The organism is Edaphobacter aggregans DSM 19364 (assembly GCF_000745965.1).
Taxonomy (GTDB): Bacteria; Acidobacteriota; Terriglobia; order Terriglobales; family Acidobacteriaceae; genus Edaphobacter; species Edaphobacter aggregans.
Window position 1 is genome coordinate 1 of sequence record NZ_JQKI01000055.1, and the last position, 16,593, is coordinate 16,593.

General features: G+C 53.4%; 16 protein-coding genes. 2 read left to right on the top strand and 14 right to left on the bottom strand.

Annotation, left to right across the window (positions count from 1 at the left end):
• The first annotated feature begins 96 nt into the window (after positions 1-96).
• Complete coding sequence (locus Q363_RS46485) at positions 97-321, top strand: MerR family transcriptional regulator (protein WP_425387715.1); 225 nt, start codon at positions 97-99, stop codon at positions 319-321.
• On the opposite strand, the gene tnpC is transcribed toward Q363_RS46485, so the two are convergent.
• From tnpC to Q363_RS36350, 10 genes are all read right to left on the bottom strand, one after another.
• On the bottom strand, positions 277-1,302 hold the full coding sequence (gene tnpC, locus Q363_RS19260) for an IS66 family transposase (protein WP_035353581.1): 1,026 nt from the start codon (positions 1,300-1,302) through the stop codon (positions 277-279). The two genes, Q363_RS46485 and tnpC, sit on opposite strands and share 45 nt — an antisense overlap.
• Entirely contained in the window at positions 1,254-1,724 is a 471-nt protein-coding gene (locus Q363_RS19265; protein ID WP_035353585.1) for an IS66 family transposase, read from the bottom strand. Before Q363_RS19265 ends, tnpC begins: the two co-directional genes overlap by 49 nt.
• A 55-nt stretch (positions 1,725-1,779) precedes the next feature.
• Positions 1,780-2,166 (bottom strand): IS66 family insertion sequence element accessory protein TnpB, encoded by a 387-nt coding sequence (tnpB, locus tag Q363_RS19270; protein ID WP_035353587.1) that lies wholly within the window; start codon positions 2,164-2,166, stop codon positions 1,780-1,782.
• A gap of 1 nt (position 2,167) precedes the next feature.
• On the bottom strand, positions 2,168-2,602 hold the full coding sequence (gene tnpA / locus Q363_RS46490) for an IS66 family insertion sequence element accessory protein TnpA (RefSeq protein WP_425387712.1): 435 nt from the start codon (positions 2,600-2,602) through the stop codon (positions 2,168-2,170).
• A gap of 176 nt (positions 2,603-2,778) precedes the next feature.
• Positions 2,779-3,174: a hypothetical protein gene (locus Q363_RS19280; RefSeq protein ID WP_157467168.1), complete on the bottom strand. Its 396-nt coding sequence runs from the start codon at positions 3,172-3,174 to the stop codon at positions 2,779-2,781.
• Positions 3,175-3,668: 494 nt separating this feature from the next.
• Positions 3,669-4,124 carry a hypothetical protein gene (locus Q363_RS19290; RefSeq protein ID WP_035353593.1) on the bottom strand — a complete coding sequence of 152 codons (456 nt, stop codon included), beginning with the start codon at positions 4,122-4,124 and terminating at the stop codon, positions 3,669-3,671.
• Complete coding sequence (locus Q363_RS19295; protein WP_051979009.1) at positions 4,109-8,287, bottom strand: RHS repeat-associated core domain-containing protein; 4,179 nt, start codon at positions 8,285-8,287, stop codon at positions 4,109-4,111. The genes Q363_RS19290 and Q363_RS19295 overlap by 16 nt, the downstream gene beginning before the upstream one ends.
• A 56-nt stretch (positions 8,288-8,343) precedes the next feature.
• Positions 8,344-9,687 carry an IPT/TIG domain-containing protein gene (locus Q363_RS38560; protein ID WP_169747043.1) on the bottom strand — a complete coding sequence of 448 codons (1,344 nt, stop codon included), beginning with the start codon at positions 9,685-9,687 and terminating at the stop codon, positions 8,344-8,346.
• Between the two features lie 277 nt (positions 9,688-9,964).
• Positions 9,965-10,567, bottom strand: coding sequence for a vanadium-dependent haloperoxidase (locus Q363_RS46495; RefSeq protein WP_051979010.1), 603 nt, complete (start codon positions 10,565-10,567; stop codon positions 9,965-9,967).
• Positions 10,546-11,424 (bottom strand): DUF6851 domain-containing protein, encoded by an 879-nt coding sequence (locus Q363_RS36350; protein ID WP_157467171.1) that lies wholly within the window; start codon positions 11,422-11,424, stop codon positions 10,546-10,548. Before Q363_RS36350 ends, Q363_RS46495 begins: the two co-directional genes overlap by 22 nt.
• Before the next feature lie 488 nt (positions 11,425-11,912).
• Here Q363_RS36350 and Q363_RS46500 point away from each other — a divergent pair, with 488 nt between their 5' ends.
• Complete coding sequence (locus tag Q363_RS46500) at positions 11,913-12,188, top strand: CGNR zinc finger domain-containing protein (RefSeq protein ID WP_425387716.1); 276 nt, start codon at positions 11,913-11,915, stop codon at positions 12,186-12,188.
• 544 nt (positions 12,189-12,732) lie between these two features.
• Here Q363_RS46500 and Q363_RS40785 read toward each other — a convergent pair.
• The 4 genes from Q363_RS40785 to Q363_RS19325 all read right to left on the bottom strand — a co-directional run bounded on the left by Q363_RS40785 (position 12,733) and on the right by Q363_RS19325 (position 16,278).
• Positions 12,733-12,957, bottom strand: coding sequence for a hypothetical protein (locus Q363_RS40785; RefSeq protein ID WP_157467174.1), 225 nt, complete (start codon positions 12,955-12,957; stop codon positions 12,733-12,735).
• An 823-nt stretch (positions 12,958-13,780) separates the two neighbouring features.
• Positions 13,781-14,491 (bottom strand): hypothetical protein, encoded by a 711-nt coding sequence (locus Q363_RS19315; RefSeq protein WP_035353600.1) that lies wholly within the window; start codon positions 14,489-14,491, stop codon positions 13,781-13,783.
• A gap of 190 nt (positions 14,492-14,681) precedes the next feature.
• A complete protein-coding gene (locus Q363_RS19320; RefSeq protein ID WP_035353603.1) occupies positions 14,682-15,011 on the bottom strand; it encodes a tyrosine-type recombinase/integrase in 330 nt (109 codons plus the stop codon).
• Between the two features lie 775 nt (positions 15,012-15,786).
• Entirely contained in the window at positions 15,787-16,278 is a 492-nt protein-coding gene (locus tag Q363_RS19325) for a tetratricopeptide repeat protein (protein WP_035353604.1), read from the bottom strand.
• Positions 16,279-16,593 lie beyond the last annotated feature (315 nt).

Below are 16,593 nucleotides of genomic sequence, written 5' to 3' on the forward strand. Positions count from 1 at the left end.
GAACGCGGGCACCGCACTTACCGGCAAGTTCCCTACACCCTCGATAGAGTCGTCTGGCTACGCGACACCTATAAGCTCAAGAGCCGCCGGCAGCGATTGCAGGAACAAGGCTTCGGGACCACTGAGCAGCTACGGCGGCGCCTCGGGGTCTCACAAAGTACGATCAAGTGTTGGCGTAAAGAAGGCCTGCTGTCTCGCAGATACCATGGCAACCAGAGCCGCTGCCTCTACGGACCGCCCGAAAACATTGAGATGTTGAGAGCCAACCTCCGTCAATCAACATACGCTCGAAACGCCAGCCCAACTCAAACCCCACAATGAGGTGCAGTATGAAACCATCGCTTTGCTGAGTTCCAGTTCCGGATATTCCAGGAAGATGTTCAGCCGCTTCCATAGCCTGAGAGCATAGTTGCAGGCTTTGCCTGCCGCGCTCTTCGGCAACACACTCCCGCTCATGGTCAGAATCTGGGTGTGGATTTTGTCGAGCAGGCGCGGAGCCTCCTGCTGGCGCAGAGCATGGCGGGCTGCGTGATCCATCGTTTCGTCGCGAGCTCGGGCGTCGATAGCAAACAACTTGTCCATCAACTCGACGATGCGCACCGACCCCGCATCCTGCTTGTTGAGCTTGATTGCGTCGACAAAGTACCGTCTCGCATGGCTCCAACAGGCCGCATGCACCATCTTTGGGCCGCCTATGCCGCGATCATAGGCCGCATAGCCGTCTGTCTGGAGAATCCCCTCGAAGTTGACAAGGAAATGCGCTGGACCTTCGCGATCGCGGCCCATGCGAAAATCGAAGACCACCGAGCCTCCCGGTGAGCCGTACTGCCACAAGTAGGATTGATGATTCTTGCCGCGACGATCATGTGCCTGCACATCGATCGGTGTTTCATCGGCCTGGATGTAGCTGCCTGCCAGCAACTGGCTCCGCATCGCGCCCACCACTGGCGCCAGCATTTCTCCGACCGTCATCACCCAGCCGCACATTGTGGCGCGGCCGATGTCGATGCCCGCGTCGCGCAACAGGATCACGCTCTGACGATAGAGCGGATTGTGATCTCCGTATTTGCCGACGATCGTGTTGATGATGATGCGGTCCGACGCCAGGCTCTTGTCGATAATCCGCGCGGCTACGGGCGCGGTGGCCACGCCTTGCTCCTCGCACTTCTTGCAGGCGCGCTTTTCACGCTTGGTGACTTGAACGAAATACTCGGCTGGCTTCACGTCGAGAACTTCGCTGACTTCGTAGCCGATCACCTTCGTCTCGGCGCCGCAGCCGCCGCACTTGCACTGCTCCGGCATGCAGGCAACGATCTTCTCCACGCGGGTAGATCGGCGGGCAGCGTCTGGCGGCCGGGATGCTGATGCCTCTTCTTCTTCTTCTCCTCCTCCGAAGAAGAGGGCAGCGTCTCGCGTTCGCTCTCGGCAGCCACTTCAACGTTGCTGACCCCGGGTTCGAGATCCAACAACTCCAGCTGAAGATTGCTCAGCTTCTCGCTGCCGGGGCCGTACTTGGCGATTCGCTGCTGGCGCAGCCGCTCTTCAAGAACCTGCACCTTCAGCTGCGCATGTTGCAGCTCGTACTCATACGAGTTGAACTTGCCGCTCACCGCGGCAAACAGCGACGGCTCCAGATGTGCTTTCAGTTGTTCAAGAAGGTCGGCGCGGGAAGATGCGCCATCGGTCGGAGTGGACGCTGCGGAAGGATGGAGATTCGCACTCACGAGGCTTATTGAATAGCAGACAAGCCTGTGGGTAGACAAGCGATTTGCACTGTATTCATGCGCTCATTCGTGACTCCGATGATTCCTTCGCGAGGGGCTTGCGATACCACTTGCGCTCGCGTGTCTGGTCAAGATCGATACCACCCAGAAGCATCGTCAATTCCTCGTGGCTCAACACCACCTTGCGCTGCTCGTGATCGACAGCAGGCCAGTGTACGCGCCCCTTTTCAATTCGCTTCGCGCAGACCCATAGCCCTGTTCCGTCAAAGAAAATGATCTTGAGACGATTCCTCTGTGCATTTGAAAACAAGAACACATGACCGCTCGACGGATCGCACAACAACTGGTCGCGCACCAGACCGTAGAGGCCATCGAATCCTTTGCGCATGTCTGTTGCGCCCGGTGCAAGATAGACCCGCGTCGCAGCTCCCAGGCCGAACACGCTACAGCCGCTCCAGAACAGCGACCAACCGTCGCAACGTCTCGTCGTCGAAGCCATCGCCGACTTCCACCTTGCGACCGTTGGACAACAACACCGTCAAAGCGCCAGGCTGATCCCCAGTGCATACCGGACTCACGGCTGCAGCCAGTTCCACCTCGACCAGAGGCCCCCGGCCAACACCACCGTCACCTCGATGCTCCTGCTGCTGCTGTTTCTTCAGGTGACGGTTCAACGTGCTCAATGCCAGGCCATGGCGGCGGCAGAACTCGCTACGCCCCAAACCGCTTGCTCGGTACAGTACAAACTTGCCAACCGCGCAATCTCCGCGCGACCCCGACGATGAACTACCGATACAGCCTCTCCGCTCATGACAACAGTCCATCACACCGAAACCCGTTCTACAGATGCGGTTGCTCTGACGGATACTGTCGAGCATGTGCTTCAGATTCGTAAGGCTCCATACGTGCCGCCTGGCTTAGCCCGCCGGCTTGCATCGACCATATATGCTCCGGCCGATTGCGGTTACAGAGTTACAGAGGAGCAGGAGCGGGTCATAACGACAAGAGCCGCCCAGAATCGGGCGGCTGGGTTGGCAACTAAACGAAAGAACTATCAGGAATGCCGCAGCGTGAAACTGGCGGCGAGGAAGACCGCGATAGCAACGAAGACCGAAAGCCATCCGCCCGTGTCCGTTAAGATGTGTAGCACGTAGGCAGTGACAGCCGTCGTCACAGTGGTAAGCGCTACTACAGCACAAAAGGTTTCGTACCTAACCTTTTGCTTAAAGATGCCGTAATACGCCACCCATCCAAGCAGCATTCCGACTGCTGCCCCGAGAGCCGATGCGCCCTCAGTGATTGTCATCTGATATTGTCGGTCCAGGCGAGCTGTCATGCACCAGGCAGCCACGAAACCCAGCCCTGCACCGACAATCAGACTAGCAATCGATACGTTAAGGAATTTCATCACCGTTGAGTTCACTTGACCACCCCGAATAGCTGGAGCCATGGCCCGGTCGCCCGGATGTCAGAACCCTTGCTATCAACTGCGGTCACTACTTGACCGGCTTCGATCGCGGCCGCCCCCGCAACAGCTCTCGCGAATCCCTCGGCTGCCTTGGTTCTCGACGTGCGACTCGTCGCATTGGAATAGCAGGACCAATGCGCCTGGTTGGCAGTGGCACCGTGTCGATACATGCAGAGGAGACAGGACCGAACCAGTTGTCCCCATGGTCCGTCCCCGCCGTGTTCAAACATCATCCCAGCATTCACGCTAGCGTAGCCTTCCCAGGGCATATATGGATTTGCCGCGGAACTACTTATCGACGCTTCGCCGAACAACATGTTTTTGCAACGCCGAGACCCTGGAGGGGATTGCCTTTGCAGTTCTTGCATCCCTTCTCTGATACGGTCGTGCAACGTACAAGTCTTCGGAGATGAACCTTGCCGTGACGACGCTGCGGTATTTATCGCGACAGAAACACGGGACCTCTGCCGCTGCCGCTATTTCGTGCCATTTATGCGCTGCAGTCTCTTCAGGCAGGAGGCCTGCCAGTCCTTGTCTTTCATCCCCGAAATCTTAGAGCCGAGGAGTCCCATGAGAGCAGTATCAGCCTTGACGTTGTAGCTTCCAATAGCGTCCATCCTTTCAAAAATCAAGAGGATGTCTCTGACTGCGATGTCATCTGTCGCGGCTCTAAGATGTCCCACTAGGAAGGGCACGGCTGACGCTCCTCGTTCTGCAATTGGGACAGCCAATTCCATGGTTGGTGGTTCCTTAACATCGTTCCCATATCTAAATATTTTGTACTGATCATCCAGAGAATATTGGCGTAGGCGCTCCACTCGGTCCGCGGGGGGCTTGCCAAAGAAGTCCTTTTCGATATGATGGTCCCGGCATCCAAGCCCAACGAAGCAGGCTAACAACAGCATAGGGAGTATACTCATGGCTTTGGACATCCGCCGCATTTCTCCTTTCTCATGGTGTTCTCGATTTCGTCTTGTTTGTCATAAGCTGGTTTCTCATACCGGTTGTTGGGGTCGTATCCGCGTCTCGAGGCCCACGCGTATGCCGGCCATGTCATTCCATTCCTATATTGCCCCACGTGGACAAGTTCGTGACCCAATTTTGCTATGCCTTCGACCGTCGATGGATCATAGACACCCGGGCGAAAGTACACATCATTGCCCCTTGTTATACCTTCGTAGTCCTCACTCACAAAGTGGAAATACCAAGGCACTTTGCCGGGGTGTACGTCTGCGTTGTCCAGGTCTACCTTTGGTATGTATGGAGCTAGTTTCCGTTTCTCGCAATCCGATAAAGGTCTCAGGCCAAGCGGATCAACGAAATCAATTGGGTCACTGCCAACGTATGCATAGAGATTGACATCGGCCCCTCCAAAGCCTAGAGGGTCCTCGGAAATGAACCTTCCGAAAGTTGGACTGTAATACCTGGCACGATAGAAGTAAAGTCCGGCGGTGTCATCCTCCCGACCAGTGAAGGCAAAGCTGTTGGTCGTAGAAGCGCCAATTTGCGTTGTTGCACCAAACGGCTCGTAGGTGTATTGCGTGCGAATGACGCCCGTTGCGTCAGCAAGCGCTAATGTGCTACCCAATGAATCGCTCAGATAACTCATCGATCCGGTTGAATCGGTCCGGGTGAAATATTCATCCATTTCGCCTGTGAAGAGATTCGCAGTTGGGAGTCCTCCGGCAGAGATCTCCTGCACAGGGGTGGCTCCGTCATACAAGAAGTTCGTAGTCGAGATGGCAGTAAGGGTTTTAGTTGTGCGTCTGCCAAACCCATCGTAATTAAACGTTGCTGCACCTCCCGCATCAATCGACTTGAGTTGGTCCCGAGCGTTCCATGAATAGCTGTGGATACCGTCGCTGACCAAGTTGCCGTTTGCATCATAGCTAATTGACACTCCATTCCAATTGGTCAGTTGATTTGCAGCATTGTATGTTGCAGAATTCACTGTAGCAGGAATTGATGTCGCTGCTAGACTACCTGAAGCGGTCGTTCGGTGGCCCGCTGCATCGTATCCATAGTTTATGGATCCGAGATTAGAGCTCCCGAGCGCATAGGATATTCCTGTCAAACGCGAAGCGCCATCATAGGAGTACGTAGCGGCTATGCCGTTCGGAAGGGTCAGCAACGTGCGACGATTTGCGGTGTCGTAAGAGAAGCTCACTGTTGCCGTACCCTGAGCAATCTGAGTTATGCGATTTGCAGCATCGAACGAATAGGACACTTGCGGCTGTCCTGCTACAGTCATCAAACTTCTGCGTCCTGCATTGTCGTACGTATAGGAGACAGCCCCTAGCGGTGTCGTTTGATTATTCAGCTGGTCCAGCGTATCAAAGCTGTTGGACACCGTCCCGGCCATAGAGTCCACAGTTGTTATCAGTCTGTTCCCTCCGTCGTAGGTGTAATTTATTGTGCTCTGATAAGTCGTTGTTTTCCCTTGCAATGTTTTCCCAAATCCAGCAAATTTCCGCCGATTTAGACTGTCGTAGCTGAATACTGTAACTTGCCCTTTGCGGTCCGTATGTTGAGTCAGGTTTCCACCTGCGTCATATACGTAGCTTTCGGAATGGGCAAGGGCGTCTTTACGCGTTAAGAGCCGATCGTCATTATCGTAGGTATAGCTGGTGGTCCCATTGCGCGCATCGGTAACTGTGAGGAGATTGCTGTTCCCGTCGTACGTGAAAGAGGTTGTCGCCCCCAGCGGATCCGTAACGCTCTTTACCTGATCCAAATTGTCATACGTGTAGTTGATGCTATTTCCGAGCGGGTCACTAAGCGAAATCGTTCGCCCAACCCCATCAACGAATCGCGATGTTGTATTCCCTAAAGGATCCTGAACTTTAATCAGATCGCCACCCTTATAGGAATACTGTGTCGTGTTGTTTAAGGGATCGGCGGATGTGAGGCGTTGCCCAACGGAATTGTACGTAAACGTCGTCTGGTTCTGATTTGCGTCTGTAATAGTTGTTAAGGCTCCCGCGCTGTCCCATCCAAAGGCGGTAGTGTGGTTTAACGGATCGATAATGCTCGTAAGCTGATTGAATCTCGGTTCATATGTAAAGCTTGTCTGGATTGGGTTCTGAGTTCCTGCTAATTTAGTAACACTCATCAGGTTTCCCATCGAATCGTAGCTAAATGTAGTTTGTCTGCTGAGCGTATCGGTAACCTGCGATATGAACTCTCCGACCGCCTGTCGAGTATAGGTGAGGACTTGCTGTTCGGGCTTCCCAACTGCTGTGGTGTCCGAGAGAGTGTACCCATTGCCATCAAAGTTCACACGACGAACTGACCCAAGTGGGTTGGTCACGGTGGTTTGTGTTACCTTGCCATTGCTATCGAGGCTGTAGCTAAATTGGTACGTCCCCCCATCACCTAGTGTCTGTTTCGTTACGCGTTCATTCGAGTCGTACACATTCGTGAGTGCGGTGATACCCCGGGGATTCTTGATTGTGAGCAATTCATCTGTAGTGCTTCTGCTATATCCGTATGTCGTTATTCCGCCGTTTGCATCGGTCACAGTTGCGAGCCGGCTTGAAGAGTCATAGGTATATGAAACGGCTCTTCCAATGTTATCGACTACCTTCGTGATTCTGTGACTCGGATCATATGTGAATTGCAATGATCTACCGTTCGGCGAAGTAATCTGGACGATATGCTGATCATTTTGCCACGACCGTTCAATCGTCAATATGTTATTGAATTTGTCCTTTATCGCCGTAAGGAATTCATGGTATGTCGGAGATGGGTCGCTCTGAGCTTGATTGCTAGCACCATCCAATTCGAAGTAAAATTGCGTTCCATCCTTCAAAGTGACTACGGCACCACTACCTGCAAAGCTGCCGAACCTCCCCCCGTCCGAAGAGCGAAGTGTTGAGCCGTAAAAGGGAGTGGGAGTCCCTGTATGTGTACCTCCGGCGCCGTCATTTGTATAGTGGATACGTTCGCCGTCGTCTAGAATTAGGTCGACCGATCCATCAGTATTGGTGTACAAGAACATATTGTACGAATGAGTGGTGCTTAGACCAAAGGACCGAGACGGTGTCGCTGTGTCGCCCGGTCGATAAACTCTGGAAAAGCTAATAGGAATCACATCTGGCAAGAAGAAATCCAAGCTTCGGCTAACGAACATCCCGGTGCTCAGATCGACGGGTTCTCCGTCATAAGTTCCATTGCCCGGGGTGGGATAAGTAGGAGGTGGAGTTCCAGGCGGATTGCCCGCCGGGCTGCAGGAGAGCATGTAAAGTTCCGTATTGGCCGAAGGCGTGATTCGCTGTTGGTCCGCGCTGACGATGCCCGTGCCGTAAATCATCCAGCCGCCTGTTTTCGGATCCATGCTCCAGTAATCGACGGGTTGACCTGCTCGAAGATTGTCAGGATTTGGAAACACAAGCTTAAGGCCGTGAACTAAGGACTGACCTGTTCCCTCAATCGTCGCACCATCTGGTTGGATCGTGAAGTAGGTAGGGAACGTAACACCGGCTGGCAGAGGAAATGGTGGGCGATCAGGTGGAATTGGTGTGATAGAGATCGAATGAACTTCCTTGCCTTCCAAGTCTCGTATTCGAATCCCAGCCGGAATGTGGACCTCAAGACCTGGTATACGAGGTGTGGTCGCGACGATCTCCTGAGTCGTAGGCACGGGAATCTGGATTGCGTGCTCGGTGTCTAGTTCGGGCATCCAGATTGTGAAAGGTAGTACAGCAGTCCCACTCCGGGCAGGGATAATCCATCGAAACATGAATTGGCCGTACGTGCGGCCCGGTTGACTGGCGGGTCTACCATCTATCATTACCATTTGTGGCCCAGTCGGCACGCCCTGCAGAAGAAACCTCCCGGTATCGTCCGAAACTGAGATGATATTGTCAATCTCGACTTTGACATCTGAGACCGGGCGGCCTTTTAGGTCAACTACTTGTCCAGATAGGGCGGTCATGCCCGCCGGAGCTTGCAACGGAGGAAGGGAAAGCGCATCATTCACCTTCGCACTATTCTGAGCAAATTCAATTCCGGACGCGAATGCAACCGTCGAATTGAATTGCATTCCGAGGGACGACAGGGCCAGAATTCCACAAACTGCAAGCTGCTTGGACATGCGTAGCTCCTTTAACCAAATCTCTGTAACTCGTATCTATACGTTGGTCGAGTCGATTAAGGGCTCGTCACACTCACGTTCATGCTCCCGGTCTGCGAGAAGACAGAACTGATTTTCAGCTTGTAAGTACCCGTTGCCGGTAACGTCTGTGCGACCGAAAAGTTCGCGCCACATTGAAGAGGTAAAGCGGTTGCGCTACCGTCTGGGTTGATGAGGGTCCATTCATCGCACATTGAATTGCTGTTAACGCTGATTGTGACTTGCTGATTCGCTGTTCCGCTGAAGGACAACAAACCGTTTTGGCCCGGCAAGGAAAGGATGACGGGGACTGCCGGTCCATTCACATTAAGTGACGCCGTAAAATCGACAAGATCATTCACCGTGACCGTAGCGTTAACAGCTACAGTTTCCGATTGAATTCGTACCGTATAGGTCCCGCTCATCAGAAGGTCTGTGCCGCCCATCAGGCGACTGGTCGTTCCATCGAAGCAGCCAGCCTGACCGATTGCATTGCCCAAGGGATCCCATAAAGTCGCCACTGCTCCACCAAAAGCGCCGAAGGAGCAGCTTCCGGAGTTTGCCGACGCGCTCAGTACGACACTCACACGCCGTGGAGCGGTCGCATCGAATATCATAAGGCCGGTGTATCCTCCGCCCGGTACCGGAAGACTCGCAGACGATCCGACGTTCGTCCTGCCCGTAGATCCCGATGCGACAACCTGGCCCGATGGTTGGATGAAAAGATCGCCGCTGCTCACCGTTGTTCCTGTCGCAGTAGAGACACTAACCCGCCCTGATGTGGCATTTTGTGGGATTGTGGCCGTCAGTGTAGATGTAGTCGCAGAGCTAATTGGTATCAGCCCGAGATTGACTTTGGCGTCGTTGTTGCTGGCTGCTGAAGAGAAATTCCCCCCGGTAATGGTAACGGTGGAACCACCTCCAGCGATCACGGGAGAAAAGCTAGAGATAAACGGCGTACCAGTTGCGCCGCTAACGACAAACTGATCGCTGCTCGTAGCCGTACCCATCGGCGCGGCTACCGTGATTGATCCCGTAGTTGCCCCCGACGGAACATTCGCCAGGATCTGAGTTGCCGTTGACGACGACACAGTTGCTGGAACCCCGTTGAACTTCACTACATTTTGGCTCGATACAGTACTGAAGCCGGTGCCGTTCAACGTCACAGCTGTCCCTTCGGATCCATTATTGGGGGTGAAATCGAAGATGCCCACTTGGGAGGCGCTGTAACGTTGAATAGACAAAATATTTCCGGTCGCGTCGTATTTGTAGGACGCTGCGTTTCCGGAAGCATCTACTACCCCTATCAACCTGCCCGCTTCATCATAGGTATAGGTAATCTGTTGAGCGATAAGAGTTGTCGATCCGACCAGCAGAACCACAGACGCAATGATCCAAAGAAGTCGGTCAACACGAACGACCTGTAGCTCCCGCTGTCGTTCCCTACGGAACGTCCGTCGTCCCATTCGCGAGGGACGGGGAATCCATCCAAGCCTGTAGCGCAGCATTACATCTGATTTTGGAGCAGGCAAAAGTATGCATAACGGCAATCGCGTATGGACTCCGGTTTCCACTGACATCGCTGCGTGCTCCTTTATCTTTTTTAGAAATCGTTGGATGCTCGAATCCCGTCGACGCTGGCCCGATATTCTGGCGCATCTATCTACTCTCGCTACTCTCGTTATCTCTAGTGCCTGCGGTGCCATTGAAGTATGTCAATGACTTTCGCCACGCCTGCATCCCAATCTTCCTGCCAATATCACGGCCGGTTAAGTCGTCCGCTTTGAAGTGAATGCCTCCATAACGACGAGACATTCCTGCTTCGTTCGCAGCGTCAGAGAATGTATCCCAGGACAGTACCAGCGTCGAAGCGGGTGTCATGCCGGACTCAATTACTGAGCTACCAGCTTCGAAGGTGACAGACGCGCCGAATTTGTCGCTTCCGGTCCAGGCGCTTAGCACCGTTGCGCCCGCTGCGCTGAACGTGCTATGCCCCGAGACATAGCTAGGAAACGGTGGGGTTGGAAAGGTCGCGGACTGATATGGTATCCATTCCCCCCCATCCATCGAAACGGTTCCGCGTGCGGGGCCGCCCCACGACTGGATTTGTTGACCATGAAAAAGCTCGGGTATTGCCGTAATCGGCCTGACAGAATCCCACGCACGCTTTGCGTCCCAACTTGCGATAGCGGCGTCGTGCAACGCAGCCGATAACACGAAAAACAGCTTCGCGTCGTCGTCTACGGAGTGGTGGTCTCGCATGGATACATATTGACCGAACAGATTCCAGTGCCCTGGCGGCAATTCGTGTGAGGTCCATTCGCCCAGTACTCGGCAATCATCTTTTCTCTATCATTCAGGTGTGCGCTGATAGTAATGAGCTCCTGCGCCTGCTTCTCATAAGCCTTGGACCCATACTGTGCAGGCCCAAACTGCGCGGCATATGTGCGATACTCGCTCGAAGAACTCAAGGCAAAGGCGGTAACATTCTGCCACTGGGAACCCACGAATACTTGGGTTGTCAGGGCTTTCCCATTGAAGTATGTGAGAGGTTGCCAGAAATTCGGCTCTAGACTCTGATAGTCGTAATTAGATCCGAGAGGCACAGTCGTTGCCGCATTCAGAGGCATGAACTCGGTATAGTCGGCATATGGAACTCCGGAAGCGGTCAAAGTGCCAAGTTGATTAGAACCGTCGTTGTGTCTCCTCATCAGAATCGAATTGCATGCTATATTTCCGATGCCATCTGGGAAGGATGGATTAGTCGAGACATAACCTGTGTCGTAGCCTAGCGCTGTCATCAACGGATCAAAGACAGACAGCTTATCCCAAGGGAATAAGTCGATGGCTGCTCGGTAAGCAGCAAAACTAATCGCCTCTTTCTTATTTGCGTCGGTACGCTCTTCGGAAGGTCGCCGTAAAGACCCGCCATTGACCGTTCCAATGGCGGTGCTGTCATAGGCAGCCCACGCATCGTATATACAGTTGTTTAAGATGAACAGAGCCCTTGCAACCATCGGGGGACCCAAGCTCGAATCACGAACCCCTTGCAGAGCGGCTTGATTCCATTGGATTACCACGTTAGGTTGTTGAGCAGAGGCGCTTGCTGTCATCAGCATGAGCCCTAGCCCTGTCAGTGCCGTGAGTCTCGTTTGTGAAGTTCCGCTCCTCTGGTTCCCTCTCATCGCGAACAGCGGCATGCAAGCTAATGTGATCAGCCGCAAACGAGGGAAACGTCTGATCGGAGTCAGTCCGAGAACGATAAGCCAGAGAGCGGCATCTACCGCATCAATACAGCGAGGACTCTGCACAACCGCAACGAGAACCTTCCGCGCAGCGTCAGAACGCTCCAAGAGAGTTAGTGGTAGCAGAAAGATGCTCGAAACCAGAGGGGTTATTCGCGTACGGCTCAGCATTGAATAGACCTCAGCGCACAAACGAACAAGATGCTCAAGGTGCAATGGTGCAATCTGCCCGCGCAATCATCGCTGACTGTGCTACAGAATTATGCTATTCCAAAAAGTTCATTCATAGTGCAGACAATCGCCTCGGCTGTCAATACATTTGTTCGAAGAAGATGAAGAAAGCGTATTGCACACCTAGCCTTATGAGGAGAACAATCCATCGTGCCGATCAGGCCGCTTTTGCCGGAGCCGTTGGGACTCGAATTGGCGAGCGTCCCCTTTTGAAAGTTGATGTCGAGCTTCCGGCTGCCTCTGACTTCCTTGACCGTACTAAAGGCCACCGCAGAAGATGGTGCACGTCGACAGGTTGCGGAAAGCGCGCAAAGGTACCGGTCCCACGATTCGCCCAGCTCGACGAGGATGACGCGGAAGATCTCAGCGAACCGGAGATGCCGGTAACGCCAGCCGAACAAGTGTAAACGGCGCCAAAAGGTCGTTAAGTACGAATGAGTTGACCAGCCCAGGAGCGCTCGCCGACTCTGGCGATACCTATCGCCTACTTTTGCTCACAGGGACTTCTCCGAAGGAAACGTCACCTTATGGCGCTAAACCGAGCGGATAAGTTCATCTTTTAGGTACATCGAGTGTCGGCTTATGAGCAACTGTGAGTTGGCAACTCCTTGAGAGCAATATAAGGGAAAGTCGCCGTATGGTGCATCGCACAACGCCGCCGCTGCTTCTTGTTGCGTGCGCGTCGCACCATAAGCTGACACTCTGTACCCATAAAGTGACATCAGTGACCCCCATAAGTTGACATCGGTGACACCATAAGTTGACCATCCACTCCAGTGGCCCATTCGTGTCCCAACGATCGAGTGGGCCATTCTTTCGTATCCATCCGTGAGCGGTAAGGCCGCCTGTCAACAATTGACCGCTCAATTTCCAGATTGCCCGTTTCTCGGGGAGGAACTAGGTAGTTGGAGGGCCGAACCTAAACACCTACCGCTCCGCTTTGGGTAAGTCTTATAGCACAGGCTTGGTGACAGCGGCATTTACGCCCTTGCGCATCCAACGCTGCGCGAGTAATTCAGCTGTGAGGGGAACATCGCTGGGAGTCTGAAAGGAGCCTCTCGCCTTCATAGCTGATTCACGTTGTTTCAAAGACTGTTCGTAACGAATCTGCTCTGCCGGCACAACAATCGGGCCGGTCGGAATGTTGCCGCCTAAGGCCAATGTACCTGACTTCACAGGAGGTTTCTGTATCACGGGCTTCTCCCGGGATGGTTGAGTCGTACGAGAACGAGCTACCGGTATGGCCCCTGACGAAACGCTCTTTTCGATTGCTTGACTTGTGGGTTCGTTTGGTGCTTTTGCGTCACGCTGGAGGGCGGAAACCGCGGTCGGAGATGCACTGCGATCCTCTGTAGGTGCTACTGACATTCTTTCCGCGTACGGCTTTCGAACTTTGGATTTAGATGTTTTCCGGTGTACATTGCCTCTCTTGGCAGACTTTGATTGAGCCGTTCGGTTAGGAGTTGGAGTCACCACCTTCCGTCGGGAGAGGGGTAGGTTAAGTTCGGTCAAGATGCGCCGAACCTCGAAGAGGCGCTCCACATGAGCGTCAATTAAAGAAATGATATTCGCGTATTGCATTAGTAAGTATCAGTTTATCCCGATACGAATGAAGCACCACGCTTCATTCTTGCCGCAATTCGGTTGCTCATGTTACTAGCGTAACTTTCCACTTTCATCACGAGAAGATCAATCTCAATGAGCGAGATCGGCGATTTTCCAACTGACGAAGCGACACCTGGATTGCCGAGTAAGGTACTTGTTGAAGTTCTCAATCGAGCCGGTCGCTCCCTTGATTAACAGCGGCTCGCTCCGACCAACGATATCGAAGACGTGACGGCAAATGAACACTGTAACGGCGCGCTGTTCAGTTGAGCCAGAATATCAACGCGCCCACGAAGGCTAGTGATTTATAAATCACAAACGCTCTTGTCGTCATTTACTTCTGAATTGTCGGCAAACCGCACCTTACTCCCCTGAACTCGAACCGGACATCGTCCTAACCCCAACCCATCTGATAAGTTGTCGGGCCGTTCTGTGTGTTCTGCACGCCGGAGATGATTGTAGAGGGATTGGTCGCACTGCTCAAAGAGCTCGTAATCGACTGCACCTCCCCCGCTAGACTATAGTTATAGCTGACCGTTGCGCTACCGGCGTCGCTCGCGCGCTTGAGATTGCCCACCCAGTCATAAGCATACGCCAGGTGTTTATCCAGGCTGCCGTTGCCGCATTCCGAAGGTATGCATTCGGCCATGCTCGTTACCCTGCCCATTGCGTCATAACTAAAGACCGTTTCCGTGAAGCTGGTTGAAGTATTCCGGAAGGCAAAGGAAAGTCTGCCCTTGAGGTTGCTTTGGGTATAGTTGTTCCAATTCGCACTGGTGTCGTAGCTAAAGGATCGCGCCAATGTTCCGTCATCGTAGCTGATCGAAATCAAGCGATTCACGGCGTCATACTGATATGTCGTGTGGGTTTTGAAGCTTGTATCGATCTGATTTGCGCGTGGTTTGGTTCGAGTGACGACCAGCCCAGTGGAATTATAGGCATAGCTGTACGACGTTTCGCCCGTTTCCGGCTCCTTAGTGTAGATTGTCCTGCCTAGTGAGTCGGTTTGGAAGACTCGTGACTGCACTCCCTGCGTGATCGTAGACCTGCTTTTTTGCTTTTGTGGATCGATCAAAAAGGTCCAGCAAAGGTCCAATAAGGGCATTTTTCCGTGTAATCAGAGGCGTAGAGTGTGGTCTGTACCATCTGGTTTCAATGAGTTGCGTTACGTTGCCGAAATGGCATGGAAGAGGTCATCGGTTCGATCCCGATCAGGTCCACCAATCATTTCAACAACTTACGGGTTTGCGGAAATTCTCGAGGGTCCATTTAGGGTCCAATAAGAGAAAGCCCCTTCATTTCGCCCCCGCCTTCAGCATCCCAGCCACCTTTGACTGTGCGTTCCGCTTCGCTGGTGTGACCGCCTGCGTGTAGACCTCAAGCGTCATCTTCACCGTTGCGTGCCGCAGCAGTTCCTGCACTACCTTGATGTCCTCGCCGTTGGCCTTCAGCAAGGTCGAAAAGGTGCGCCGGAAGGTGTGCCATCCGATATGTTTGGTGATCTTCGCCCGTTCAGCCGCGGGACGGATGCACCGTTTCAGCAGAGAGTCTGGACTGTACGGTTGCTTACCCCGCTTCCGTGTAGGGGTCGCAGAAAGCCTGTCCCGGATGAATCGGAGTTCCACTACATATCCATTTGCCGGATTGGCGGCCCATAGAGTCGTAAGTGATCGTAGCCCACAAACCGTTTCCAAGCGTGTAGCCTAATGGCCCATTCGGTCCATTAACCACATCAGAAACGAGGTTAGCCGGGTTTCCTCCAGAGGTATACGACAGGTTTGTGATGGACGAGACTTCGCCTGCTGGGGAGCGACCATATTGAATGGCTCCGGTTGCTCCGTCTGATTTCAGTGTGAGATTGCCTGCAAAATCGTATGCGTACCCTATCGAAGGTCGACTTTCCTGGGACGGCGTACCACAGATAGATGGAGCGCATTGCCACATCTGAGTGATCCTGCCCATCGCATCGTAACTGAAGAGTCCTCTTGTAAGTGTCGAACCCGCGCCCGACGCCATATCTGCCAGATGTCCCTTTAGATTGGTCGGTGTAACCGTCCACTGCATTTGCGAACTGACAGTGTCGTAGTCGTACCGTCTATTTGGCGTTCCGTCATCGTAGCCAACACTCACTACTCGCCCAACTTTGTCGTATTGGGTCACCGTATGGGTATACGGGTTTGTTGGGGCAGGGTTGGCCGATGGGCGAGTGCGAGTTACCTGCAAGCCAGTCGAGTTATAGACGTAACTATAGCTCGTCTCTCCCCTTTCCGGTTCCTTCGTGTAGACCTATTCCCCATGCGAAGCATGGCAGTTTTCAACGATCCTGAGGGAGACGAGGATTCATCGATGCTGATACACAGGCCGGACAGATCGCAGAGAGGGTTGAGCAAGAGATGGAGGTCACTTACAAGCAGCGAGCAGCTCTTGTTTAGTTTGAAGATGATCCGTCCAGGAACTGAAGTCTGCGTCGACTTGGCTCAAGTCATTTAGTGCTTCCTGCTTCCTCCCGAGCTTCACGAGTGTCTCTGCACGCCAGAAATATAACTCTTGCCGGTAGTAATCGTTGTTGTAGAAGTCACAGAGCTCGAGAGCTTTGCTGAAGTCTTGAACTGCCTCTCTTAGCTCGCCTAAGTGATAGGAAAACCGCCCTCGGTTATAAAACAAGTGAGGCTCGGACCCGTTAAGTTCGATTGCACGGCTAAGGGCACTCTTGGCCTCGCTGTAATCTGCGTTTAGCTCGTGAAGGTAGCCCCGAAGGAGCCAGACTTCCATTTCATCAGGGTGCTCGGCCAGTAGGGACTCGGCGACAGCCATAGCTCCGGCCGTGTTGTCGGCCCTAGCCATGGCTTGCGCTGATGCAATTGCATTCTCTAATTCAGGGGTCATCGGCATCTCTCTCAGTTAACGCGGTTTCCGCCGCACCGTTGTGAGACCTGTCCTCGTACACACTTATTGAAGTCCCCTCCCCAAACGTTTCGCGCGGGGCCATTACGTCTCGGATCGCTCATCAGGTTCGAGCAATAAGCCCGTGCCTGAATCCACTCCTTGTTACACGCTGCAAGCTCATCGTTGCCAGTTTTCATCTGGGAGGCTATTGCTATCACACCCGCTCCCAGAATGAGTGCGGGAAGATCGACTACGAGTCCACATGGCTCTGCAATCACACAGATCGTAGCTGCCGTTCCCAATGCGACTGTAGCTTTACTA

Coding starts and splice junctions, on each gene's coding strand:
- tnpC (WP_035353581.1), bottom strand. CDS start 1,302: ATGCCGGAGCAGTGCAAGTGCGGCGGCTGCGGCGCCGAGACGAAGGTG.
- tnpA (WP_425387712.1), bottom strand. CDS start 2,602: ATGCTCGACAGTATCCGTCAGAGCAACCGCATCTGTAGAACGGGTTTC.
- Q363_RS19280 (WP_157467168.1), bottom strand. CDS start 3,174: ATGGCTCCAGCTATTCGGGGTGGTCAAGTGAACTCAACGGTGATGAAA.
- Q363_RS19290 (WP_035353593.1), bottom strand. CDS start 4,124: ATGTCCAAAGCCATGAGTATACTCCCTATGCTGTTGTTAGCCTGCTTC.
- Q363_RS19295 (WP_051979009.1), bottom strand. CDS start 8,287: ATGTCCAAGCAGCTTGCAGTTTGTGGAATTCTGGCCCTGTCGTCCCTC.
- Q363_RS46495 (WP_051979010.1), bottom strand. CDS start 10,567: ATGCGAGACCACCACTCCGTAGACGACGACGCGAAGCTGTTTTTCGTG.
- Q363_RS36350 (WP_157467171.1), bottom strand. CDS start 11,424: ATGCTGATGACAGCAAGCGCCTCTGCTCAACAACCTAACGTGGTAATC.
- Q363_RS46500 (WP_425387716.1), top strand. CDS start 11,913: ATGAGGAGAACAATCCATCGTGCCGATCAGGCCGCTTTTGCCGGAGCC.
- Q363_RS19315 (WP_035353600.1), bottom strand. CDS start 14,491: ATGCCCTTATTGGACCTTTGCTGGACCTTTTTGATCGATCCACAAAAG.
- Q363_RS19325 (WP_035353604.1), bottom strand. CDS start 16,278: ATGCCGATGACCCCTGAATTAGAGAATGCAATTGCATCAGCGCAAGCC.